The sequence below is a fragment of the Macrococcus armenti genome (assembly GCF_020097135.1).
Taxonomy (GTDB): Bacteria; Bacillota; Bacilli; order Staphylococcales; family Staphylococcaceae; genus Macrococcoides; species Macrococcoides armenti.
The window spans coordinates 1,781,372-1,807,194 of the sequence record NZ_CP083608.1 but is presented as its reverse complement, the minus strand read 5'-3'; the positions used below and the strand labels follow the sequence as shown (position 1 = coordinate 1,807,194).

The window sequence follows — 25,823 nt, the reverse complement described above, 5'->3', positions numbered from 1 at the left end:
ATTTTATTATTATAATGTCATCTGATAATATAGAAGTAAGTATCATTGTTAATACACGAACTTTCTAAATGATTTAATTAACAATGTACGGATATTCAAAAATTTGATATACTGTTTTATGACAAAACATTTACGGAGGAATCTATTCATGATTGAACGTTATTCAAGAGAAGAGATGTCTAACATCTGGACGGAACAAAACAGATTTGAAGCTTGGTTAGAAGTTGAAATTTTAGCGAGTGAAGCATGGGCAGAGCTTGGATATATCCCGAAAGAAGACGTGAAATTAATTCGTCAGAATGCTCGTGTTGATGTTGAGCGCGCTAAAGAAATCGAAATGGAAACACGTCACGACGTTGTAGCATTCACACGTCAAGTTTCTGAAACTTTAGGTGAAGAGAAAAAGTGGGTACACTACGGTTTAACAAGTACAGACGTAGTTGACACAGCTTTAAGCTACATGATTAAACAAGCCAACGACATTATCGAGAAAGATCTTGAAAGATTCATCGAAGTATTAAAACAAAAAGCATTAAAACATAAAACTACATTAATGATGGGTAGAACGCACGGTGTACACGCAGAGCCTACAACATTCGGTTTAAAGATGGCATTATGGTACATGGAAATGCAACGTAACTTAAAGCGTTTCAAAGAAGTACGTAAAGAAATCGAAGTTGGTAAGATGAGTGGTGCAGTAGGTACTTTTGCAAACATTCCACCTGAAATTGAAAGCTACGTATGTGAAAAATTAGGATTAGGATGTGCTGAAATTTCAACACAAACACTACAACGTGATCGTCATGCATACTACATTGCTACATTAAGCTTAATCGCGACATCAATTGAGAAGTTTGCTGTAGAAGTACGTGGACTTCAAAAAACTGAAACACGTGAAGTAGAAGAAGCATTCGCTAAAGGTCAGAAAGGTTCTTCAGCGATGCCGCATAAACGTAACCCGATTGGATCAGAAAATGTTACAGGAATCGCACGTGTTATTCGTGGATACTTAACAACAGCATACGAAAACGTACCATTATGGCATGAGCGTGATATTTCACATTCATCAGCTGAACGTATTATGTTACCGGACGTAACAATTGCATTAGATTATATGTTAAACCGCTTCACAAACATTATCGACAACTTAACTGTATACGAAGAAAACATGAAAGCGAACATGGAAAAGACATTCGGTTTAATCTACTCACAACGTGTAATGCTTACATTAATCGATAAAGGTATGGTTCGAGAAGAAGCTTATGACACTGTTCAACCGAAAGCGATGGAATCTTGGGCAACGAAGACACCATTCCGCGAGTTAGTTGAACAAGATAGTAAGATTACAGACTTATTATCTAAAGAAGAACTTGATGAGTGTTTCAACGAAAATCATCATTTAAATCAAATAGATACATTATTCCGCCGCGCTGGATTAGAATAATTTACACTTAGTTTAACCACTTACATTCGTAGGTGGTTTTTTACTTTAAAGAATTAAAGTTTCGTGGTTAAATAGGAGTATAGAACATAGTAAAAACAAATTTATTTCGGAAATCAAATGAAATTCAACTGTACATATATATACGAGTAATATAAAATTAAAGTATGAAGAGGTTAAGGGGTTGAGTGTTATGCAAATTGACAAATTAAGAGGTAAACAACTAGATGATTTATTTGATGCAATATTAACGCTTGAAACGCGTGAAGAGTGTTATCAATTTTTTGATGATTTATGCACAGTAAATGAATTACAATCATTATCTCAACGTTTACTTGTAGCGAAGATGATTAAACAAGGTCATACATATGCTTCAATTGAAAAAGAGTCTGGTGCATCGACTGCAACAATCTCACGTGTGAAACGTTCGCTTCAGTGGGGTAACGACGCGTATACGTTAGTACTTGGAAGAATGGATAAAGAAGATTAATACAATAAATGATGGATTTTTAGTACTGAATCTTAATTGATTCGGTACTTTTTTTGTCATATAATAGAAAAAATGAAAAAGAGGAGCCACTATGAAAAAACTTACAATAATCGCAATTTCTGCACTATTGCTTTCAGCTTGTAATAATGAGATGCAAACTAAGAATAATAAAGAGAAACAATCGATAGAACATAATGCAAATGATATACAGACAAACAAAGGTGTAAATAATAAGGCGCTCGATAAAGAAGTAAAAGATGGTATCACTTATATTGACGGTATACTTATCGTTAATAAAGAAATCAATTTACCAAAAAACTATAATCCTGATGTTGATGCTACAGCTAACGAACATTTAAATACATTAATTCAAAACGGTAATAGCGAGGGATTAAACCTTGTGTTACGCAGTGCGTTTCGCAGTTATGATACACAGGCAAATTTATATCAGCAGTATGTAGCGAGAGATGGCAAGAAGAAAGCTGATACGTATAGTGCGCAACCAGGACATTCGGAGCATCAGACAGGTCTTGCATTTGATTTAGGGAATGCTGAAGGGAGCGATGACTTCCTGGAATCGTTTGAAGACACGAAAGAAGGTCAGTGGCTTGCACGTCATGCACATGAATATGGTTTTATCATCCGTTATCCGAAAGGTAAGTCTGATATTACAGGATATCAGTATGAACCATGGCATTTAAGATATTTAGGTAAAGAAACAGCGACGAAAGTTTATGAAAGTGGTCTTACTCTGGAAGAATATCTAGGTTTAAAATAAGGGGCAAATACAACATGAAGAAAATCTTTATCGCTGTCATCCTTTGTGTGTTAACGGCATGTTCAAACGAAGCAGTAATCAGTGAAAAACATCCATACACTGAACCAAAGTATGAGCGTGTTACGAGAGGTGGCGTAACGTATATCAATGACGTACTCATTGTAAACAAACAAATAGGACTTCCACCTGATTTTAATCCAGGGGAAAATCGATATGCAAAAATGAAGCTGAACCAAATGATTAAAGTTGCAAAAAAGGACAATCAGAAACTTGTCGTAAGAAGTGCATTCCGTTCATATAAGGAGCAGGAAAAATTATATAAACAATATAAAGCTGTTGATAAAAATGCAGATAGTTATAGTGCAAAACCGGGGCATTCAGAACACCAGACAGGTCTTGCATTTGATATTGGTTCAGAGACATCTGCAAAGGATTTTACCATATCGTTCGGGAACACAACAGAAGGTGCGTGGCTTGCGCGTAATGCACATAAGTACGGTTTTATTATCAGATATCCTGAAGGGAAGACACATATTACAGGGTATCAGTATGAACCATGGCATGTCCGATATGTCGGAACGAAGATTGCACACGAAATATTTACAAAAAAAGTAACGCTTGAAGAGTATCTAGGATTATATCCGAAAGACGTAACAGTAGAAAATTAGGGATCGTGAGAAAATATAAATCTCACTGTCTCTTTTTTTATTGTTCGGGCGTATAAATGATATAATATACATTATTAATAATTAAAGGAGAGACATTATGTACGAAGTAAAAGATTGGCAGCATATATTTAAGTTAGATCCAGCAAAAGAGATTAGCGATGCGCATCTGGAACTTATTTGTGAGTCTGGGACAGATGCGATATTTATTGGTGGGTCTGATAATATTACTGTAGATAATGTACTCGATCTGATGAGTCGTGTAAGAAGGTATCCGGTTCCGTGTGTGCTGGAGTTATCAACGATTGAAAGTGCGATGCCAGGGTTTGATCATTATATGATTCCATCTGTGCTCAATAGTCCGGATGTTCAGTTTCATAACGGATTGTTGCACGAAGCAATTAAGCAGTTCGGTCATATGATTGATTATGATTTGTTTACGATGGAAGGCTATATTGTTTTGAATAAGGACAGTAAAGTTGCGCAGTTAACGAAAGCGAACACCGAATTATCAACAGATGATATTGAAGCGTATGCTGAGATGATTGAAGAAGTATATAAGTTAAAGGCAATGTATATAGAATACAGTGGCACATACGGTGATGTGGAAATGGTTAAGGCTGCCAAGCAGAAATTGAAATCTACTCGTCTCATATATGGTGGTGGCATTGATTCGCGAGCACGAGCACAGGAGATGCGTGAAGTCGCTGATACAATTGTTGTCGGCAATATTATATACACAGATATTAAAGCAGCATTACAAACAGTAAAGGTAGGATAATGATGAACGATTTATTAAAGCACATGAATGAAGAACAACGCCAGGCAGTAATGACGACAGAGGGTCCATTGCTTATCATGGCAGGTGCAGGTTCTGGTAAGACACGCGTATTGACACACCGCATTGCATATTTAATTGACGAGAAAGATGTTTCACCGTATAAAATTCTTGCAATCACATTTACGAACAAAGCAGCAAAAGAAATGAAAGAACGTGTTAAGAAAATTGTAGGTGAACATAGTGATGTTATATGGATTTCAACATTCCACTCTATGTGTGTCCGTATATTAAGGCGCGATATTGATCGCATTGGTATTGAACGCAACTTTACGATACTTGACCCGACAGATCAGCGCTCAGTAGTTAAGGACATATTAAAACGAGAGAATATCGATCCGAAGAAATATGATCCACGCATGTTCGTTGCAGAAATCTCTAACTTAAAAAATGAAATGAAGTCACCGAATGATGCAATTGAAGCGGCAAGTGATTTTATGGGGATGATGATCAGTAAAGTCTATGCTGAATATCAGAAAGTATTGCTTAAAAACCATGCTCTCGATTTCGATGATTTGATTATGACGACGATTCAGTTGTTTGAACGTGTCCCTGAAGTACTGGACTACTACCAGTCGAAGTTTCAGTATATTCATGTGGACGAGTATCAGGATACGAATAAAGCGCAGTATATTCTCGTAAAAATGTTAGCAGATAAATTTAAGAACATTTGTGTTGTCGGAGATTCTGATCAGTCGATATACGGTTGGCGTGGCGCTGATATATATAATATCTTGAGCTTTGAAGATGATTATAAAGAAGCGAAAACGATTTTTTTAGAGCGTAATTACCGTTCAACGAAAAATATTTTATTCGCTGCAAATGAAGTCATTAAAAATAACACAGAACGAAAACCGAAAGCACTCTGGACAGATAATGATCACGGCTCTAAGATCAATTATTATAAAGCAATGTCAGAACGTGCTGAAGCGGAGTATATCGTATCTGAAATTCTGAAGAAAAAGCGTGAAAATTATGCGTTAAGTGATATGGCAATTTTATATCGTACAAATGCACAGTCCCGTGTTATCGAGGAAACGCTTATGAAGTCTAACATTAATTATACGATGGTTGGCGGTACGAAGTTCTATGACAGAAAAGAGATTAAAGATTTGCTGAGCTATCTTCGACTTGTTGCAAATAGCAATGAAGACATAAGCTTTACAAGAATTATTAATACGCCAAAGCGAGGTATTGGACCTGGTGCACTCGATAAAATTGTCGCATATGCAGAACATAATGGTCTGAGCTATTTCGATGCGTTAGCTGAAGTAGACTTTATCGGTTTACCGAAGAAGACGACAGAGAAACTTGTTGAATTTTATACGATGATGGATAACTTAATGAAACAGCAGGAGTTTCTGTCAATCACTGAACTTACTGAAATGCTGCTTGATAAGTCGGGTTATATGCAGATGCTTGAAGCGGAGAATACATTAGAATCACAATCCCGTATCGAGAATATTCAGGAGTTTATGAACGTACCGAAAGATTACGAAAAGGACACGCCGATTGAAGAGCAGTCACTGATTAATTTCTTAACAGACTTACAGCTCGTTGCAGATGTTGATAATGCAGACTTAGAAGCAGGCGTTACGCTTATGACGATGCACTCAGCAAAAGGGTTAGAGTTTAAAGTCGTCTTTATTGCAGGACTTGAAGAATCAATATTCCCGCATAGCAGAAGTTTAAATAGCGATAGTGAAATGGAAGAAGAACGCCGTTTAATGTATGTTGCAATTACGAGAGCAGAAGAGCATCTTTATTTATCACATGCTGAAATGCGTAACTTATTCGGCAGAACGCAGGCAAATAAAAAATCGAGATTTATTTCAGAAATTCCGAATGATATTCTTGATACACCGTCACAAGCTAAAAAGTTCCCTACAGGTGTTAAACGCGGACCAGCACGCAGAATGACGCAAGCGGCTTCTGCTGCTCAAGCTCAATCGACTTTTAAAGTTGGTGATAAAGTAATGCATAAAGCATGGGGAGAAGGCTTAATCAGTAATGTGACGGAAAAAGGCGGATCTACAGAACTCGATATTATCTTTAAATCAGTCGGCATGAAGCGTCTATTGAGCCAGTTTGCCCCAATTGAAAAGAAGGAGTAACGTATGAATATTGAACAAAGAGTAGCAGAACTGCATGAGTTATTACATAAATATAATTATGAATATCACGTTCAGGATAACCCCTCTGTACCCGATAGTGAATATGATAAATTATTACATGAACTGATTAATATAGAAGAAAACCATCCCGAATTAAAGACAGAGGACTCACCAACTGTACGTGTTGGAGGTACACCTGTATCGGCGTTTGAAAAGGTTGACCATGACACGCCGATGTTAAGTCTTGGGAATGCTTTCAGTAAAGACGATTTACTGGCATTTGATAAACGTGTAAGAGACGAAGTCGGTAATGTGGAATATATGGTAGAGCTAAAAATCGATGGTCTTGCTGTATCACTGAAATACGTTGATGGCGTATTCGTACAAGGTTTAACGCGTGGAGATGGTACGACAGGTGAGAACATTACGCAGAACTTAAAGACAATTCATGCAATTCCGCTCACGTTAAAAACACCACTTACGTTTGAAGTGCGTGGTGAAGCATATATGCCGAGAAAGTCATTTATTGCACTTAATGAATATAGAGCAAAAGTTGGCGAACAGCTTGCAGCAAACCCACGTAACGCAGCAGCAGGTTCACTTCGTCAGCTGGACTCAAAACTTACAGCGAAGCGTAAACTTGATATTTTCCTATATAGTGTTAATGATTTGCGTGAACTTAATGCACAAAGCCAGAGCGAAGCATTAAATAAACTGGACGAAATTGGTTTTAAAACAAATCATGAACGCAAGCTTTGTCGTAATATGGAAGAAGTGTTTGAATATATTGAACATTGGACAGAAGCGCGTAATGAATTAGCGTATGATATTGATGGTATCGTTATTAAAGTAAACGATTTAAGCAAGCAGGACGAACTTGGATTTACTGCGAAGAGTCCGAAGTGGGCAATTGCATACAAATTCCCGGCAGAAGAAGTTGTTACAACTCTATTTGATATAGAATTATCAATCGGTAGAACGGGTGTCGTGACACCGACTGCAATATTAGAACCGGTTAAAGTTGCAGGGACGACAGTTGGACGTGCTTCTTTGCATAACGAGGATTTAATACAGGAGAAGGATATTCGTATTGGTGATGCAGTTGTTGTTCGTAAAGCCGGTGAAATCATACCGGAAGTTGTCCGTGTCGTATTAGATAGACGACCTGATAACACAGAACCTTATCGCATGCCTGAAATTTGTCCATCATGTGGTCATGAACTCGTAAGAATTGAAGGGGAAGTTGCATTAAGATGTATTAATCCGAAGTGTGATGCAAAACTTGTAGAAGGCGTTATTCACTTCGTATCGCGCACAGCGATGAACATAGATGGATTAGGTGAACGCATCGTTGAAATATTATATAACGAAGATATAATAAATGATGTTGCAGACCTATATACGCTTGATCGTGACCGACTATTGACATTAGAACGAATGGGTGAGAAGAAAGTAGATAAGTTGCTGCAGGCAATTGAAGCATCAAAATCAAACTCATTAGAACGCTTATTGTTCGGCTTAGGTATTCGACATTTAGGTGCGAAAGCAAGCATGATACTTGCACAGGAATTTGGAACGATGGAAAAATTAAAGTCTGCAACGATAGAGCAACTTACGCAAATTGACGATATCGGTGAGAAAATGGCGCAATCACTCGTTACGTATCTACAAAATGAAGATATCATTCATCTGCTTGAAAAATTAGAACAATACGGTGTGAATATGCGTTATACTGGAAACACAAAAGAAGACATCGAAATTCATCCGGTATTTGGAGAAAAGACGATTGTGTTAACAGGAAAGCTTACAATAATGTCGCGTAGTGAAGCAACGAAAGCATTGACGAATCTTGGTGCGAAAGTCACAAGCTCAGTAACGAAAAAGACAGATATCGTTATTGCCGGAAGTGATGCGGGTAGTAAAAAAGATAAAGCTGAAGCATTAAATATTCCGGTATGGACCGAAGAAATGATGGTTGATGCACTACGAAATTAAGAGGAGAAATATATGAAACGAATAAGTATATTATTGTTGTCATCAATTATTTTGGCAAGTTGTTCAAATGACGCACCGAATAAAGAGGACAACAAAGATAGTACAAGTAAACAAATCTCAACAGATAATCAAATTTCAAACAACTATTTCAGAACACTGCTACCATTTAAAGAAAGTCAGGCACGTGGACTTACGAGCTCTAATATGGCAAGTAGTTACAATGGTGAAGCGTTTGAAGATGGACTGCTCAATATTAGTAAGAAAGTATATAGCCCGGATGACTATTTATACCGAGATGGACAGATGTTATCAAAAAGTGCGGTGGAAAGTTATTTAGAACCGGAATATACGAAGCAGGAAATCGATAATATGGATAAAGATGAACGTATCGAGAAGAATGCATATGCAAACTTTGGATTGAACCCATCACATAAAAGTGAAACAAATCCTGAGAAAATTGCAGAAAATTCACCTGCATACTTATCACATATATTAGAACAGGACTTCTATACAGAAGATGATGCTAAAAAGCAGAAACTCTCTGCGATGACGATAGGGCTTGCGATGAATAGCGTTTATTACTATCAGAAAGAAGAATATGGACCGACATTCAGCGTTAAGCTTGATAGAAAAGAAATTGAAAAACAGGCGAAACAAATGTCGGATGAAATCTTATCAAGATTACGTGTTAAACAGGAATTAAAGGATATTCCGATTACATTTGCAGTATTTGTTCAGTCATCTGCTGAAAGCATTACGCCAGGTGAATTTATTACTTATGGTACAAGTAAAGAAGGCAGTAAGAAAATTGGTGAATGGAATAAAGTAAACGAGAATTATGTATTGGTGCCATCAGGTGAAGCGGGAGAATTAGATGAGAAGTTAAACAATGGATTCAAACAGTTTAATGATCAACTACAGAATTACTTCCCGAACTTCACACAGGCAATCGGTACAGGATACTTTGTAGATGATTCCATTCGTTCACTTAAAATTAATGTACCGCTTGATTATTACGGTAAAGCTGAAGTTGTAGGAGTAACGCAATATATTGCGGATTTATCGATGAAGCATTTTGGACAAGTAGATAAGTTCGAAATATCGATTGTCGATAATAATAGGCCACGTGCATTAATTGTTAAGGAAAAGGGCGATAAAGCACCATACATTCATGTATACGAATAATAAAATACCCGCTTAGTTGATTTACTCGACTAAGCGGGGATTTTTTTTATGTGGATTTTAAGATGCGTTTCATTTCTCTGAATAGTGGTTCGACATCGTATTTTTCTTTATATGTTATTTTACTGATAATTAACGTCATTAGTACACTAACTAAATAACCGGGAATCATTTCATAAAGTTCGAAGATACCACCTTTATCTTTAAGTAAAATCCATATAATTACAGTTAGAGCACCACTTATCATACCAGCGATAGCACCTTGTTTTGTGAGTTTTCTCCAATATAGTGAGAATAATACGAGTGGTCCGAATGCTGCACCAAATCCAGCCCATGCATTACCGATAAGGTTTAATATAGTATCGTTTGGACTCCAGGCAAGTAAAGTTGCGATTACTGCAACGAGTAACACAGCGATACGTCCGACGAATACAAATTCTTTATCACGATTTTTTTCATTGTTTCCTCTTAACAACATATAAAAGTCTTGAGTAAGTGCGCTGCTTGTTACGAGCAGTTGACTTGATACTGTACTCATAATAGCAGCGAGTATTGCTGCTAGTACGAAACCTGCAACGATAGGATGTAGGAAAACTTGACTCATTACGATAAAGATTGTTTCCGGGTTACTTAGCTTTGCATTAGACTGACTGATAAATGCAATTCCGACAAGTCCTGTTACACATGCTCCTAATAGTGAAACAGCCATCCATGAAATACCGATTCTTCGTGCTTTCGGTATAAGTTTATGTGTTTTGATCGACATAAAACGAACGATTATATGGGGTTGTCCGAAGTATCCTAATCCCCATGCCAATGCAGACACAATCCCGATTGCAGTTGTCCCTTTGAATAAATCTAAGTTAGAAGGTTTAACATCTGCAATTGTTTCAAAAGTTGCTAATCCGTTTAACTGCATAATCGCAACAATAGGTACAACAACCATTGAAAGTAACATAATAACGCCCTGGAAAAAGTCAGTAAGTGAAACTGCTAAATAACCACCAAACAGTGTATAAAGTACTACGATTGCACCCGTGATGATAAGTCCCCAGTGATAATCAAGCTTAAATGCACTTTCGAACAGTACACCACCCGATACAAGGCCGGCATGTGTATATAAAGTGAAGAATATAACAATTATTAAACCTGAAATAATCTTAAGTATACGTGTCTGATCACTGACGCGTTTTTCAAAGAAGTCTGGAATCGTTATTGCATTATCTGTTAATTCAGTGAAAACACGTAGTCTCGGCGCCACTAATATGTAATTCATATAAGCACCAACAGTTAATCCAATAGCAATCCACAGTCCAGCGATACCTGTAGAATACATTTCTCCCGGTAATCCCATTATCATCCAGCCACTCATATCTGATGCGCCTGCAGATAGGGCAGTCACCCAAGGTCCTAAATTTCTGCCACCTAACATATATTCATCAAGGTTACTTGTTGACTGCTTATAGGCATAGTAACCAATCGCGAGTAGAATGATGAAGTATAGTGCAATCATAACGTAGTTCATCCATCCGATGTTCACTTGAACATTCTGAAAAGAATTTCCTAAAACCAAATGCTCATCTCCTTTTGAAATAAATATTTTTTGACATAAAAAAAGACATATTAAAAATAATATGTGCACCATTTATTATATAGTTATGAAATTTAAAATCAAATTGCAGTGAGCAAAATATGGTTTGAAATGCTGTAAAACGAAGGAAATATTGGTTTTCTATAATTTTTTTAATATATTAGAAAAGTATTTATAAATATAAATGCTATTAAAATAATTAAAATTAAATTTTTAGTTATATATTAATAATAATTAAAAATAAATAAATTATTTCGGATAAATATAATAACCCAACTATAAAAAAGAAGAGACAGTTCGTTTTCCTGTCTCTTCTTTTTATTGAGTTATGACTTTACAATCTGTTTCATTTCATCGAATTCATCGATAATACGCTGCTCTGGTTTAGGTGTAATCATACTTACAAGTACTGTTGATACGAAGCTGATTAAGAAGCCAGGAATGATTTCGTATAATTCAAAGATACCGCCATGTGATTTCATAATAATCCAGAAGATAACAGTAACTGAACCTAATACCATCCCTGTAATTGCACCATGTTTCGTTAAACCTTTCCAGTAAAGTGATAACAATACAAGTGGTCCGAATGCTGCACCAAATCCAGCCCATGCATTACCGACTAAGTTTAAGATTGTGTCATTCGGGCTCCATGCGATTGCCATTGATACAATTGCAACGAGTAATACTGATAAACGTCCAATCATAACGAACTCTTTCTCGCGGCTCGTGTCCTGAATGCTTGTTTTACGTAATAACATATAGAAATCTTGTGTTAATGCACTACTTGTTACAAGTAACTGTGAAGAAATCGTACTCATAATTGCCGCTAAAATCGCTGCCAGGAAGAATCCCGCAATTAACGGATGGAAGAGTACTTGACTCATCATTACGAAGATTGTTTCAGGATTGTCTAACTTAGCACCTGATTTATTAACAAATGCGATACCGACAAGTCCTGTAACACATGCACCAATTAACGATACAGCCATCCATGAAATACCGATGCGACGTGCTGCCGGTAATTGTTTATGAGACTTGATTGACATAAAACGAACGATAATATGAGGTTGTCCAAAGTACCCTAATCCCCATGCAAGTAATGAAATAATACCGATTGTTGTCGTTCCTTTAAAGAAATCTAAGTTTGTTGGTTTAAGCTCTACTACCGTGTCAAAAGCTTCCATACCATTTAATTTCATTAATGCGACGATAGGTACTAACACTAATGCAATTAACATGATAACCCCCTGGAAGAAGTCTGTCAGTGACACTGCAAGATATCCGCCGAACAAAGTATAGATAATTACGATACTTGCAGTCAGTACAAGACCGTAATGGTAGTTTAATCCGAATGCACTTTCGAATAATACACCACCTGATACCATTCCGGCATGTGTATAAAGTGTAAAGAAAACAACGATAACAAGTCCTGAAATAATTTTTAATATACGTGTATGATCACTTACACGTTTTTCGAAGAAGTCCGGAATTGTAATTGCGTTATCCGTAAGTTCCGTATATACACGTAAACGTGGTGCAACTAAAATATAGTTTAACCATGCTCCAAGTGTTAATCCGATTGCAATCCAAGTTGCTGAAAGTCCTGTAGCATATACAGAACCAGGTAGTCCCATAAGCATCCAGCCACTCATATCAGCAGCTCCTGCAGAAAGTGCCGTTACTAATGGTCCAAGGTTTCTTCCACCTAACATATATTCATCTAATGTACTTGTTGATTGTTTATAAGCATAATAACCAATACCAAGTAAGATTAGGAAGTAAACAGCGATCATGACATAAGTCATCCACGTCGCTTCAATTTTTACGTTTTGAAACGTATGACCCAAAATAAACCCCATCATTTTGTCCTCCTTTGATATAATTATAGTTGTATACTATTATTTTAGTACATTAAACTATAAGTAAATCTATTATAATCGTTATTTAAGCGTTTTCATACATTTATTTTTTGTATATTTAGATTTTTTCTTAAAAATTTGATAGAATTTAAAGATGTTATATGTACACAAGGAGGACTCACATGTCAAAGATTACAAATGAGCAGGTTAAACACGTTGCACATTTAGCACGCTTAGAAATTACTGAAGAAGAAGCAACAAAATTCAGTGCACAGCTTGAAGCTATTCTTAACTTTGCTGATCAATTAGAAGAAGTGGATACAGAAGGTGTAGAACCAACATTCCACGTACTAGATTTACAAAATGTATTACGTGAAGATGTAGCGGAACAAAGTTTAACGCAGGAAGAAATCTTAAAGAATGCGGCACATACAGAAGATGGTCAGTTCAAAGTGCCATCGATTTTAGGCGGAGGAGAATAATATGTCATTAAGATACGAATCTATCGAAAGCTTATCACAAATGATTCAGAACAAAACGATTAAACCTTCTGAATTAATTGAAGATACTTTTGTGAACATCGAAAAAGATGATCAAATCATTAATTCATTTTTAGCATTAGATAAAGAAGCAGCATTACAAAAAGCTGCGGCGATGGACAACGAAACGCCATCTGGTAAATTATTCGGTATTCCGATGGGGATTAAAGATAACATCGTAACGAAAGACGTTGAAACAACTTGTGCGTCTAAAATTTTAGGTGGTTTTAATTCTGTATATGACGCAACTGTTATGAATAAATTAAATGCGGAAAACGGTATTCTTGTCGGTAAACTGAACATGGATGAGTTTGCGATGGGTGGTTCAACTGAAAATTCATTCTACAAAAAAACAGTGAACCCATTTGACCATAAAGCGGTTCCGGGTGGATCGTCTGGTGGTTCTGCTGCTGCAGTTGCTGCAAGCTTAGTGCCATTCTCACTCGGTAGTGATACTGGTGGTTCTATTCGTCAGCCGGCATCATACTGTGGTGTTGTAGGGATGAAACCAACTTACGGGCGTGTATCACGTTTCGGTTTAGTTGCATTTGCATCGTCACTTGACCAAATTGGACCAATTACGCGTAACGTAAAAGATAACGCAACGGTATTAGAAGTGATTTCAGGACTCGATCCGCACGATTCAACAAGTGCACCGGTCGATAATGTTGACTTCACTTCACAAATTGATAAAGATATTAAAGGGCTTCGCGTAGCAGTTCCGAAAGAATATTTAGGCGAAGGTGTATCTGACGAAGTAAAGTCAAGTGTTCAGGCAGCGATTAAAGAATTAGAGAAGATGGGTGCGACAGTAGATGAAGTATCACTTCCAAATTCTAAATATGGTGTTGCGACGTATTACATTCTTTCTTCAAGTGAAGCGAGTGCGAACTTAGCACGCTTTGACGGTATTCGTTATGGATACCAGGCAGAAGGTGCACAAAACTTAGAGGAACTTTATAAGAAGACACGTCAGGAAGGCTTCGGTGATGAAGTTAAACGTCGTATTATGCTTGGAACATATGCATTAAGCTCTGGTTATTACGATGCATATTACAAAAAAGCACAAAAAGTTCGTACATTAATTAAACAGGATTTCGAACGCGTATTTGAAAACTACGACATTATCGTAGGACCAACTGCACCAACAACAGCATTTGATATCGGTGCTCAAATTAACGATCCATTAACAATGTATGCGAATGACATCTTAACAATTCCAATCAACTTAGCAGGATTACCATCGATGTCTATTCCATGTGGAGAGTCAAACGGCCGTCCAATCGGTTTACAGTTAATCGGTAAACCATTCGATGAGAAAACTTTATACAACGTTGCATATCAATATGAACAAATCTTTAACATGCACGAACGTTATCAATCATTATAAGGAGACTTAAACTATGCATTTTGAAACAGTAATCGGACTAGAAGTCCACGTAGAATTAAAAACAGAATCAAAAATGTTCTCAGCTTCTCCTGCACATTTTGGCGCAGAGCCAAACACAAATGTTAACGTTGTAGATCTTGGTTATCCTGGTGTATTACCAGTTGTGAACAAGACTGCCGTTGACTGGGCAATGCGTGCAGCGATGGCGCTAAATATGGATATTCGAAAAGAAACGAAATTTGACCGCAAAAACTACTTCTATCCGGATAACCCGAAAGCTTACCAAATTTCTCAGTTTGATGAGCCGATTGGTGAGAATGGTTATATCGATATTGAAGTGAATGGAGAAACGAAACGTATCGGTATTACACGTCTTCATATGGAAGAAGATGCCGGTAAATTAACACATAAAGATGGTTATTCATTAGTTGACTTAAACCGTCAAGGTACACCTCTCGTTGAGATCGTATCAGAACCTGATATTCGTACACCTGAAGAGGCGTATGCGTATTTAGAGAAATTAAAAGCAATCATTCAGTACACAGGTGTATCGGATGTACGTATGGAAGAAGGCTCACTACGTTGTGATGCTAATATTTCATTACGCCCAGTCGGACAGGAAAAATTCGGTACGAAAGCAGAACTTAAAAACTTAAACTCTTTCTCATTCGTTAAGAAAGGTTTAGAACACGAAGTAAAGCGCCAGGAAGAAGTATTATTAAATGGCGGAGAAATTTTACAGGAGACACGTCGTTTTGATGAGTCAACAGGCAAAACGATTCTAATGCGTGTTAAAGAAGGTTCTGACGATTACAGATACTTCCCTGAACCAGACTTAGTACCACTATATATTGATGAAGCATGGAAAGAACGTGTTCGTGCATCAATCCCTGAGCTTCCGGACGTACGTAAAGCGAAGTATGTTTCAGAGTACGGATTACCTGAATACGATGCGCACGTATTAACGTTAACGAAAGAAATGTCTGATTTCTTCGAAGCAATGATCGCACTTGATGCGGATGCAAAACTTTCTTCAAACTGGTTAATGGGTGGCGTAAACGAATACTTAAACAAAAACCAGAAGGAATTACATGAAACTGCATTAACACCAGAAAACTTAAGTGAAATGGTTAAGTTGCTTGCAGATGGCACGATCTCTTCTAAAATTGCGAAAAAAGTATTTGCTGACACTGTAGAAACAGGTAAAGCACCGAAAGTGATCATGGAAGAGCAAGGTCTTGTTCAAATTTCTGATCCGGAACAACTGAAAGCATTCGTAACAGAAGCGTTAGATAATAACCCACAATCTGTTGAAGACTTTAAGAACGGTAAAGGTAAAGCAACAGGATTCTTAGTAGGTCAAATTATGAAGATTTCTAAAGGACAGGCGAACCCACAGCTTGTTAATAAAATTTTACGTGAAGAATTAGAAAAAAGATAATTAAAACAGGAGCTTGGATGTGAATTCAGGCTCTTTGTTCTATAAAGAGGTGAGCACATGATAGATATTCATAACCATATACTATACGGTGTCGATGATGGTGCGCAATGTGAAAATGACACACTTGATATGGCGCGTCAGGCAGTATCTGAAGGTATTACTGATATTATTGCAACACCCCATCATAAAATTCAGGTTTACGAAAACTTTGGTCCGAAAGTAATAGACTTAACAGAAAAAGTAAATCAATTATTAACGGAGCATAATATTCCGCTTAAAGTACATGCAAGTCAGGAAATTAGAATATATGGGGACGTTATTACTGATTTAAAAAGCGGTAAAGCATTACCACTTGCAGGACAATACGTCTTAATAGAGTTTCCATCTAATGAAGTACCGATTTATACAGAGCAGTTGTTTACTCAACTTGCAATGGAAGGTTACGTTCCAATCATTGCACATCCTGAACGTAACACAGAGCTTCAGAAAAATCCGAAAAAATTAGCTGAATTGATTGAACTCGGTGCACTCGCACAAGTTACAGCGGGTGTTGTTGTTGGTAATTTAGGACATCGTGCACAGTCTGTTGCAGAACTTATGATTGAACATCAATTGATTCATTTCGTTGCAAGTGATGCACACAATATAAATAACCGTAATTTCCATATGAAAGCAGCATACGAAACGATAGAAAGTAAGTTCGGAGTAGATGTTGTATCGCGCTTTCAGGAAAATGCACAGAAAGTATTAAATGGCGAGCAGATTCCGTATTTAAGCCCGAAAGAAATCGTTAAATCTGATCGTACTTCAGAAAGAAAAGAAAAAAAGAAAAAGAAAAAGTTTTTAGGACTATTTTAATAGATGAACGCTGTTCATAAAAAATGAGAGGTTGGGATGTTCATTCATCCCGACCTCTCTTATTTTAATATTTCATCTGTTATTGCTTTCGTCCAGTTTTTCACGCCAGTTTCCGTGAGCAATTCACTGTCGTTGACGTAATTTTCTTTAACTGCATCATTCACAGGGATAAAGTATACGTCCTGATTTGAAAGGAAGTTCATTTCATCTTGCTGATATGCGTTGAACGCATCATCATTCATACTGCGAGTACCGACAACGTAAATTTTACGGTTATCCTTTTTTATATTGTTAATAATTGTATCAAGGTTATTAATATGTTCATCTGATGTTACACCTTCAATGTAATCATTAAGAGTCAATGCATCCAGTATAACGACATCCGGATTTTCTTTATTAATGTCATCGCTGTTCACTGTGTTAGAGCTTGCATCAGCTTCAACTACATTATAATTGATGTCTTCCTGAAGGTTTGAAATAAAAGTATTTGCAACGTTCGTATTTTTATCAGAAGTTTGATATGGCGTACTTACGAATGTTAACTGCATTTTTTTATTTTTTGATGCTTTATCTTCGTAAATTTTTTGGATTGCCGGTTCTTTAAATACTTGAGGTAATGACGTGTCCTTCTTCTCTTCTTGTTGTGATGATTTTTCTGACTTTTCCTTTTGAGCATGCTTTGTTTCAGTCGTCTGTTCAGTAGCGGCTTCTCCACCATCAGTAACTTTATGTTGCCAATATTTATAGCCGGCACCGATGAGTAAGACGGCAGCTAATATGTATATCCAGAATAATATGTTCTTCATGTTGTTACTTTACCTCCAAATTCGTCATTAATTCTATTTTATCAAATAATAAAAATAAATAATATAATCTGAATATAAGTATTTTTATTAAAAATGGGTATAGTATATGAATAAATATTGTATAAACGTTAACTTTATTAATATTTATAGATAAATTACATAATATGTGATAAAATACTTAAAATTAACACGATATTCGAAATAAATTCGAATAATGGAGGAATATTATGCTGGATTACAAATTATATAGTGATCTTGATTATCATGATATATATATTAACGCATCTAAACAACTGATAGAAGTTTATAGAAATGAAATTGTTGAACTGCATCATATTGGCAGTAGCTCGATTGATGGCACGACAGTAACTCCGACAGTTGAGATTCTGACAGTCGTTAAAGATATTAACCGAGTGCAAGGTTACATTGATGAAATGAATATGATTGGATACTCTATTGCGGCATTATCGCCTGATAATCAGGATGAATGTCTACTTTTTACTGCAATCATTGAAGGCATTGCTTTTTATGTATTAATTGTAGAACGAACAGATTTTAATGGGATTGAAAAGCGACTTGCTGTAAGGGATTATTTAAGAACGCATAGTGAAGCGCGACTCGCATATAAGCAGTTTAAGCATAATCTTCATAAACTTAAACTTAATCAGCACGATATACATAACGCAGAAAGAGAGTACTTAAAAGAAATCGAAGCGCACGCAATTTACTGGTATCGTATGAACAATTAGGAGGAATGAAAATTCCTCTATTTTTTGTGTCAAAATTGCATAATCACGCCGTTCATGTAAAATAAAAGTATTATATAACAAAAGAGGGATAAATATGGCTAATAATTTTAAAATCGCTAAATCAGTTGTTCAGGATATATATTTAAACTTACCGATGGCGAATCGTCACGGGTTAATCGCCGGTGCAACAGGAACGGGTAAAACAGTTACGCTTAAAGTAATGGCAGAACAATTCTCAAAAGCAGGTGTTCCTGTATTCCTGGCTGATGTTAAAGGTGACCTTGCAAGTGTCGCTGAGCCGATGGTAATGAATAATAAAATTCAGGAAAGACTGACGAATTTAAAGATAGACGATTATGAACCGCGTAAATTTCCGGTAAGACTATGGGATATATACGGTGAACAGGGGACACCTGTAAGAGCAACTATTACGGATATGGGTCCGATGCTGTTAAGTCGACTATTAGAATTAAATGATACGCAGTCAGGATTACTTGATATCGCATTTAAAATTAGCGATGAACAAGGATTAATATTATTAGACTTAAAGGATTTACAAGCATTATTAAAAGAAATGGGCGATAATGCAACACAATACAGCAGTGAATATGGTAATATTACAAAACAATCTATCGGCGCAATTCAACGTAAATTGTTATCACTGGAAGCACAAGGTGCAGATCAGTTTTTCGGTGAACCTGCATTAAAATTATCAGACTTTATGGAAACGAAAGATGAAATGGGTGTCATTAATGTTCTGATGGCAAACAACTTATATACGAAGCCGGTACTATACTCAACGTTCTTATTATGGCTATTGACGGAGTTGTTTGAAGCGCTACCTGAAGTGGGGGATATGGATAAACCGAAACTCGTATTTTTCTTTGATGAAGCACATTTACTGTTTAAAGATGCACCGAAGTCATTTGTAACGCAAGTGGAACAAGTTGTACGTTTAGTCCGCTCTAAAGGTGTTGGTGTATATTTCATCACACAAAATCCAATCGATTTACCGGATGAAGTGCTAGGACAGTTAGGGAATCGTGTGCAACATGCATTACGCTCATTTACACCGAGAGATCAAAAGGCAGTTGCGAGTGCTGCAGAAACTTTCCGTCAAAACCCAGAAATTGATGTTGCATCAGTTATCGGAGAATTAAAAACAGGTGAAGCACTCATTTCATGCTTAAACGAAGAAGGACAGCCAAGTATCGTTGAGCGTGCATTTATTCGTCCGCCAGAAAGTAAAATCGGTGTTATCGATGCACAAGTAAAAACAGATGTTATTGAAAATAATCCATACCATGCACAATATAAAGAAACAGTTGATAGAGAAAGTGCATATGAATTACTTCAGAAAAAAGTAGAAGAATCGAAAGCTGAAGAACAAGTGGAAAAAGAAAAGAAAGCAGAACCCGCAGCTCCGAAAAGAAAACAGAAATCAGAATTTGAAAAAATCGCTTCAAGTGTACTGACAAGCGTAGGAAGACAAATTGGGCGTGAAATTGTCAGAAATATTTTCGGAACGAGAAGACGTTAGGAGGAGTGTAGTTGAGAAAACGTGCCAGAATTATATATAATCCGACATCTGGGAGAGAATTATTTAAAAGAGCATTACCTGATGTATTAATAAAGCTTGAGGATGCCGGATACGAAACGAGTGCGTATGCTACGAAGTGCGCCGGAGATGCGACAGCAGCGGCAGAACGTGCAGTAGAAGATAAGTTTGATTTAGTCATCGCAGCTGGTGGAGACGGTACGATTAATGAAGTCGTTAATGGTATAGCTGAGAAAGAATACAGACCTGATATCGGTGTCATTCCGATGGGTACAGTGAACGACTTTGGTCGTGCTTTACTTATTCCGAAAGATATTGATGAAGCAGTCGATGTTATTGTTAGCGGTCAGACAGTACCCGTTGATGTCGGCAAGATGAACAATCGTTACTTCATTAACATTGCAGGTGGCGGTAAAATTACAGAAGTAAGTTATGAGGCACCGAGCCGATTAAAGACAGTGCTAGGGCCATTAGCATATTACGTTAAAGGACTGGAAATGCTTCCTGAAATTAAAGCGAGTGACGTACGTATTGAATATGACGGGGAAGTATTCAGTGGCGAGGCGATGATGTTTTTAATCGGGCTGACAAATTCAGTAGGTGGATTTGAGAAACTCGTACCTGATGCATCGATCAATGATGGGTATTTTACGTTACTCATTTTAGAAAAAGTGAATTTTGCTGAATTTGGACATGTGTTTACACTTGCGTCAAGAGGTGAACATATTAAACATCCGAAAGTTCATTACGTAAAAGCAAAAGACATTAAAGTTTCATCATTTGATAAAGTGCAGCTGAATGTAGATGGTGAGTTTGGTGGAATACTGCCTGCCCACTTCATTAACCTGGAACGTCATATTAATGTGTATAGCTTGTTAGAACAATTAAATCCAGAGAAGAAGAATGAAATAGAAGAAGAGTATCGTGAATCAACAAAAATCGTTAGAGATTAAAGAAGTTGTTTGAAAAAATAGGCTCAAGTGTCCCAAAAAGTGACACTCATACATGAAAAAGGGTGTGGGTGTCCCAAAGAGTGACACTCATACATGAAAAAGGGTGTGGGTGTCCCAAAAAGTGACACTCATACATGAAAAAGGGTGTGGGTGTCCCAAAAAGTGACACTCGCACATGAAAAAGGGAGTGAGTGTCCCAAAAAGTGACACTCGCACATGAAAAAGGGAGTGAGTGTCCCAAAGAGTGACACTCATACATGAAAAAGGGTGTGGGTGTCCCAAAAAGTGACACTCGCACATGAAAAAAGGCCCGAGTGTCCCAAAAAGTGACACTCGCACATGAAAAAAGGCCCGAGTGTCCCAAAAAGTGACACTCGCACATGAAAAAAGGCCCGGGTGTCCCAAAAAGTGACACTCGGGCCTATTCATGTAGTTATTTTTTAGTATTCACTTCATCTGTAAATGATTCCAGCAGTTGATCGTATTCAAAATTTCGGTGCGATGGATATAAACTTAATCCACCATCGGCTACAATCGTCTGTCCTGTAATATATTTACTTTCTTTACTCGCTAAAAATGCAGCAACATTTGCAATTTCTTCTGGCTCTGCGACATATCCGAGCGGAACGAATAAATCAGCATCTTGCTTATCCTGTTCTGTTTTAAAATTTTCAGCGTTAATCGGTGTGTTGACACTTCCAGGTGCAATATTATTCACGCGAATCTGTACGCGTGCATACTCAAGTGCTAAGCTTTGTGTCAGTAGTTTAACGCCGCCTTTACTTGCACAGTAATGGGCATAATGTGGCCAAGGTATTATTTCATGTACGCTGGATACATTTATAATCACACCTTTAAATTTGTTTTCCATATAATGACACAGGGCGATTTGACAACCGATAAATGTACCGCGCAAATTAACATCGATCACTTTATCAAACTCTTCCAGTGACATCGTATGACTTGGAATATCCGACTGAATTCCGGCGTTGTTAACGAAAATATGAAACGCACCAAAATGCTGTATCGTTTCATTTACGAGTTTGTCCATATCATTTTTATTTGTCGTATCTCCTTTTATCATTAACGCATCTACTTGATAACTTTTTATTGCTTCAACGAGTTTTTGCGCTTCATCTTTTTTTGAATGATAGTTCACAACAACATGTACACCTTCTTGTGCATAACGTAACGCGATAGCACGTCCGATGCCTGTTGCCGCTCCAGTAATAATCGCTACTTTCCCTTTCAAGTCCTGATACATAGTTTTCCTCCTCAATAATAATGCTTAGCGATACCCGTAAATGACAAATGTTAATCTTTTACGCGTCACTCATTTTCATATAAAATAAAAAAGAAAGGTGGCATAATCATGTATAAATTATCAATATTAGCAACTACAGATACACATAGTCATGTCAGTTTATATGATTACTTCATGGGTTCGTATTTAGAGGAGAATGGGCTAATTCTTGCAGGCAGTAAAATCGATGCAATTCGTAAATCAAATCAATCAAAAGGAAAGATTACCGTCGTCGTTGATAATGGGGATATTCTGCAAGGTAATATTCTCGCAGATTATGCTGCAGACAAGCATCCTGATATACATCCTGCCATTCATATGATGAATGAAATTCAGTATGATGTATCAACATTTGGGAATCATGAATTTAATTATGGTCTTGATTACTTACAACAGACGATCAGTAAAGCTGAGTTCCCGTTTGTAAACTGTAACGTTAAATACGTCAATGGTGATTACGTCGGCACACCATATATGATGTTTGAACGTGAATTTCCGGATGGTGAGAAGGTTATGATTGGTGTTACAGGTGTTGTTCCCGAGCAGATTTTAAAATGGGATGAAGGGCATTTGAATGGCAAAGTGATTGTAGAAGATATGTATCAATCGCTATATCAATACACACATCAAATGAAATCTCAAGGCGCAGATATCGTCATTGCATTAATGCATACAGGACTTGATCAGGAAAAGTTAGATGATTTTGAAGGGGCAGAGAATGCGGTTTACAAACTTGCACAAATCGATGCAATCGATGCATTCGTGTTCGGCCATACACATCAAGTGTTTCCTGGTCCGGATTATGATTCTGTACCAAATGCAGACATTTCAAAAGGTAAACTCTTTAACGCGTTCGGTGTACAACCTGTATGTTTTGCAAGTCACCTCGGTGAAATTGAACTCACATTACAGAAGACGACGGATGGCTTTGAAGTCGTTGACGGCATCAGTAAAGTACATACATTAAAGGAATCAAATATTGAAATTAACGAAGCATATGTTAAGGCAAATCAAGCTGCACACGATTCAGTGCTTGAGTATATTAATCAGCCGATTGGTCATAGTGATCAGCATATCGAAAGTTACTTTGCACAAATCGGTGTAAGTCGTGCAGCACAAATTGTTGCACAAGCCGGTAAAGAAAGTTTTCTTCAATTAGCAGAACGTGACAATTTAAAGGTGGCGCACCTTATTTCTACGAGCGCACCGATAAAAGCTGGTCGTGATGGTGTAAATGACTATATAGATATTGAAGCAGGACCGCTTACATTAAAAGATGCGATTAATATATATCGCTTTCCAAATATAATGTCGGTCGTTCAAGTGAGCGGCAGAGTGCTTAAAGAATGGGTTGAGTGGAGTGTCTCTTGTTTTAATACGATAGACAAATCTCTCATATTAAAGGATAATAAGTCTACTGCCCCCGGATTTCCAAGTTATAATATGGATATCTTCTATGAATTAACTTACGGTATTGATCTGACAGTACAAGCGCGATATAGCAATACCGGGGAATTAATAAGTGACAGCAACAGAGTTCATAACTTACAGTATGATGGACAAGCTGTGACAGATGACAAAATGTACACGGTAATTACGAATGACTACAGAACGAATTTCTGTCCGATATTAAAGGATGAATCTGTAGTAAAGCTGCAAATAGAACCATTAGAAGTAAGACAGTGTATCATCGATTATATTAAACATTCAGATTTAAACTTTGAGTTAAAGCGACCATTTTACTTTATGCAGGACGGAGTATACCGCTTTAAATCAAGTCCTGAAGGTGTTCGCCACATTCAAGAAGGGATTACAGCAACAACAGCTTATGACGGAGACTACTTAATATATGAAGTGAATACAAATAAACAATAGGAGCAATTATGAAACAAATTAAATTTAGCAAAAATGAAGTACTTACAGGCACAGTCGTAGATTTAACACATGAAGGCGCAGGCGTTGTAAAGATTGAAGATTATCCATTCTTCGTTGAAGGCGCATTACCAGGTGAAGAAGTTTCGATTAAAGTGATGAAAGTCGGTAAAACGTTTGGATTTGCAAGACTTGAGAAAGTACTTACAAAAAGTGCTGACCGCGTTGAAGAGAAAGATATTATCGGAAGACGTGTCGGTACGATGACGCTACAGCATATGTCATATGATGCCCAACTTAAGTTTAAGCAGCATCTTGTTGAAAGTGCGTTTATACGATTAGGGAAATTTAACAAAGTCAAAGTATGGGAAACAGTCGGAATGGATTACCCATATGAATACCGTAATAAAGCACAAATCCCAGTGCGTTCAGTAAACGGTAACGTTGAAACAGGATTTTTCAGAAAGAACAGCCATCAGCTTGTTCCGGTTGAGAATTTCTATATTCAGCATAAAGCAATTGATGAAGCAATTGTTAAAGTGCGTGATATATTACGTAAATATGATATCGTTCCTTATAACGAACGCAATCATAACGGAGAAATACGTCATATCGTCGTAAAACGTGGTCACTATACAGGACAGCTTATGATCATTCTCGTTACAAACAAGAAACGTTTAGCGAATATCGATTCGATCACACACGATATCGTAAAAAGTATAGAAAACGTTGAGAGTGTAGTACTGAACTTCAACAATCAGGAAGGCAACGTAATTCTTGGACGTAACAATACAGTATTACACGGAACGCCTTATTATACAGATAAGATGTTAGGGTTAGAATTCAGAGTATCACCGAATTCATTCTTCCAGGTAAATACACCACAGGCAGAAACATTATATAAACTTGCACTTGAAGCGGCGAATTTAAAAGGACATGAAACGGTACTGGATGCATATTGTGGTATCGGAACAATTTCACTCGCACTTGCACAGCATGCTGAACAAGTTTATGCGATGGAAATTGTGCATGAGTCAATTAAAATGGCGAAGCAGAATGCTAAAATGAACGGTATTGATAATGTGCATTTTGAAACAGGTTCTGCTGATGAAATCTTACCGAAGTGGAGCGAACAAGGTGTGAAGTTTGATGTCGCTGTTGTCGATCCACCACGTAAAGGGCTAGATGAGGACTTCATACAGACATTAATCTCACAAAACCCGAAAACAATCGTGTATGTCAGCTGCAATCCAGGAACATGCGCACGTGACTGCCGTAAGTTTGCAGATGCAGGTTATAAATTGGAATACGTAAAACCAGTGGATTTATTCCCACAAACACCACATGTGGAATGTGTTGTAAAATTAACGAAATAAATAAAAACGTATAGTCAATCAGACT

21 protein-coding genes are annotated in these 25,823 nt (G+C 37.1%); 17 read left to right on the top strand and 4 right to left on the bottom strand.

The features are described 5' to 3' along the window. The first annotated feature begins 148 nt into the window (after positions 1 to 148). The 8 genes from purB to LAU42_RS09660 all read left to right on the top strand — a co-directional run bounded on the left by purB (position 149) and on the right by LAU42_RS09660 (position 9,506). Positions 149 to 1,444 (top strand): adenylosuccinate lyase, encoded by a 1,296-nt coding sequence (gene purB / locus LAU42_RS09695; protein ID WP_224183371.1) that lies wholly within the window; start codon positions 149 to 151, stop codon positions 1,442 to 1,444. Positions 1,445 to 1,634: 190 nt separating this feature from the next. Then, positions 1,635 to 1,931: a YerC/YecD family TrpR-related protein gene (locus LAU42_RS09690; RefSeq protein ID WP_224183370.1), complete on the top strand. Its 297-nt coding sequence runs from the start codon at positions 1,635 to 1,637 to the stop codon at positions 1,929 to 1,931. Between the two features lie 91 nt (positions 1,932 to 2,022). Next, positions 2,023 to 2,709 (top strand): M15 family metallopeptidase, encoded by a 687-nt coding sequence (locus tag LAU42_RS09685; protein WP_224183369.1) that lies wholly within the window; start codon positions 2,023 to 2,025, stop codon positions 2,707 to 2,709. Between the two features lie 14 nt (positions 2,710 to 2,723). Next, positions 2,724 to 3,377 carry a M15 family metallopeptidase gene (locus LAU42_RS09680; protein WP_224183368.1) on the top strand — a complete coding sequence of 218 codons (654 nt, stop codon included), beginning with the start codon at positions 2,724 to 2,726 and terminating at the stop codon, positions 3,375 to 3,377. A gap of 97 nt (positions 3,378 to 3,474) precedes the next feature. Continuing rightward, entirely contained in the window at positions 3,475 to 4,155 is a 681-nt protein-coding gene (gene pcrB / locus LAU42_RS09675; protein WP_224183367.1) for a heptaprenylglyceryl phosphate synthase, read from the top strand. A gap of 2 nt (positions 4,156 to 4,157) precedes the next feature. Beyond that, entirely contained in the window at positions 4,158 to 6,326 is a 2,169-nt protein-coding gene (gene pcrA / locus LAU42_RS09670) for a DNA helicase PcrA (RefSeq protein ID WP_224184791.1), read from the top strand. Positions 6,327 to 6,329: 3 nt separating this feature from the next. Beyond that, positions 6,330 to 8,321 (top strand): NAD-dependent DNA ligase LigA, encoded by a 1,992-nt coding sequence (gene ligA / locus LAU42_RS09665; RefSeq protein WP_224183366.1) that lies wholly within the window; start codon positions 6,330 to 6,332, stop codon positions 8,319 to 8,321. A 12-nt stretch (positions 8,322 to 8,333) separates the two neighbouring features. Continuing rightward, positions 8,334 to 9,506 carry a CamS family sex pheromone protein gene (locus LAU42_RS09660; protein WP_224183365.1) on the top strand — a complete coding sequence of 391 codons (1,173 nt, stop codon included), beginning with the start codon at positions 8,334 to 8,336 and terminating at the stop codon, positions 9,504 to 9,506. Positions 9,507 to 9,552: 46 nt separating this feature from the next. Here LAU42_RS09660 and putP (LAU42_RS09655) read toward each other — a convergent pair whose 3' ends face one another. Beyond that, positions 9,553 to 11,028 carry a sodium/proline symporter PutP gene (gene putP, locus LAU42_RS09655; protein ID WP_224184790.1) on the bottom strand — a complete coding sequence of 492 codons (1,476 nt, stop codon included), beginning with the start codon at positions 11,026 to 11,028 and terminating at the stop codon, positions 9,553 to 9,555. Between the two features lie 392 nt (positions 11,029 to 11,420). Then, positions 11,421 to 12,953 (bottom strand): sodium/proline symporter PutP, encoded by a 1,533-nt coding sequence (gene putP, locus LAU42_RS09650; protein ID WP_277602385.1) that lies wholly within the window; start codon positions 12,951 to 12,953, stop codon positions 11,421 to 11,423. A gap of 182 nt (positions 12,954 to 13,135) precedes the next feature. On the opposite strand from putP (LAU42_RS09650), the gene gatC reads away from it, so the two are divergent. From gatC to LAU42_RS09630, 4 genes are read left to right on the top strand one after another with little or no spacing between them, the layout of a single operon-like run. Then, complete coding sequence (gene gatC / locus LAU42_RS09645; protein ID WP_224183364.1) at positions 13,136 to 13,435, top strand: Asp-tRNA(Asn)/Glu-tRNA(Gln) amidotransferase subunit GatC; 300 nt, start codon at positions 13,136 to 13,138, stop codon at positions 13,433 to 13,435. Between the two features lies 1 nt (position 13,436). Then, positions 13,437 to 14,882, top strand: a complete 1,446-nt coding sequence (gene gatA / locus LAU42_RS09640) for an Asp-tRNA(Asn)/Glu-tRNA(Gln) amidotransferase subunit GatA (RefSeq protein WP_224183363.1) — start codon at positions 13,437 to 13,439, stop codon at positions 14,880 to 14,882. Between the two features lie 13 nt (positions 14,883 to 14,895). Continuing rightward, positions 14,896 to 16,323 (top strand): Asp-tRNA(Asn)/Glu-tRNA(Gln) amidotransferase subunit GatB, encoded by a 1,428-nt coding sequence (gene gatB, locus LAU42_RS09635; protein WP_224183362.1) that lies wholly within the window; start codon positions 14,896 to 14,898, stop codon positions 16,321 to 16,323. Positions 16,324 to 16,380: 57 nt separating this feature from the next. Beyond that, positions 16,381 to 17,181 carry a tyrosine-protein phosphatase gene (locus LAU42_RS09630; RefSeq protein ID WP_224183361.1) on the top strand — a complete coding sequence of 267 codons (801 nt, stop codon included), beginning with the start codon at positions 16,381 to 16,383 and terminating at the stop codon, positions 17,179 to 17,181. Between the two features lie 59 nt (positions 17,182 to 17,240). On the opposite strand, the gene LAU42_RS09625 is transcribed toward LAU42_RS09630, so the two are convergent. Further along, complete coding sequence (locus LAU42_RS09625; protein WP_224183360.1) at positions 17,241 to 17,987, bottom strand: SGNH/GDSL hydrolase family protein; 747 nt, start codon at positions 17,985 to 17,987, stop codon at positions 17,241 to 17,243. A gap of 227 nt (positions 17,988 to 18,214) precedes the next feature. Here LAU42_RS09625 and LAU42_RS09620 point away from each other — a divergent pair, with 227 nt between their 5' ends. From LAU42_RS09620 to LAU42_RS09610, 3 genes are all read left to right on the top strand, one after another. Beyond that, positions 18,215 to 18,736 (top strand): GrpB family protein, encoded by a 522-nt coding sequence (locus tag LAU42_RS09620; RefSeq protein ID WP_224183359.1) that lies wholly within the window; start codon positions 18,215 to 18,217, stop codon positions 18,734 to 18,736. A gap of 94 nt (positions 18,737 to 18,830) precedes the next feature. Continuing rightward, entirely contained in the window at positions 18,831 to 20,276 is a 1,446-nt protein-coding gene (locus LAU42_RS09615; protein WP_224183358.1) for a helicase HerA-like domain-containing protein, read from the top strand. 11 nt (positions 20,277 to 20,287) lie between these two features. Next, a complete protein-coding gene (locus LAU42_RS09610; RefSeq protein WP_224183357.1) occupies positions 20,288 to 21,247 on the top strand; it encodes a diacylglycerol kinase in 960 nt (319 codons plus the stop codon). Positions 21,248 to 21,680: 433 nt separating this feature from the next. On the opposite strand, the gene LAU42_RS09605 is transcribed toward LAU42_RS09610, so the two are convergent. Further along, positions 21,681 to 22,511 (bottom strand): glucose 1-dehydrogenase, encoded by an 831-nt coding sequence (locus tag LAU42_RS09605; protein WP_224183356.1) that lies wholly within the window; start codon positions 22,509 to 22,511, stop codon positions 21,681 to 21,683. A 108-nt stretch (positions 22,512 to 22,619) separates the two neighbouring features. Here LAU42_RS09605 and LAU42_RS09600 point away from each other — a divergent pair, with 108 nt between their 5' ends. Beyond that, positions 22,620 to 24,425: a 5'-nucleotidase C-terminal domain-containing protein gene (locus LAU42_RS09600; RefSeq protein ID WP_224183355.1), complete on the top strand. Its 1,806-nt coding sequence runs from the start codon at positions 22,620 to 22,622 to the stop codon at positions 24,423 to 24,425. Between the two features lie 8 nt (positions 24,426 to 24,433). Next, positions 24,434 to 25,798, top strand: coding sequence for a 23S rRNA (uracil(1939)-C(5))-methyltransferase RlmD (gene rlmD, locus LAU42_RS09595; RefSeq protein WP_224183354.1), 1,365 nt, complete (start codon positions 24,434 to 24,436; stop codon positions 25,796 to 25,798). The last annotated feature ends 25 nt before the right edge of the window (positions 25,799 to 25,823 follow it).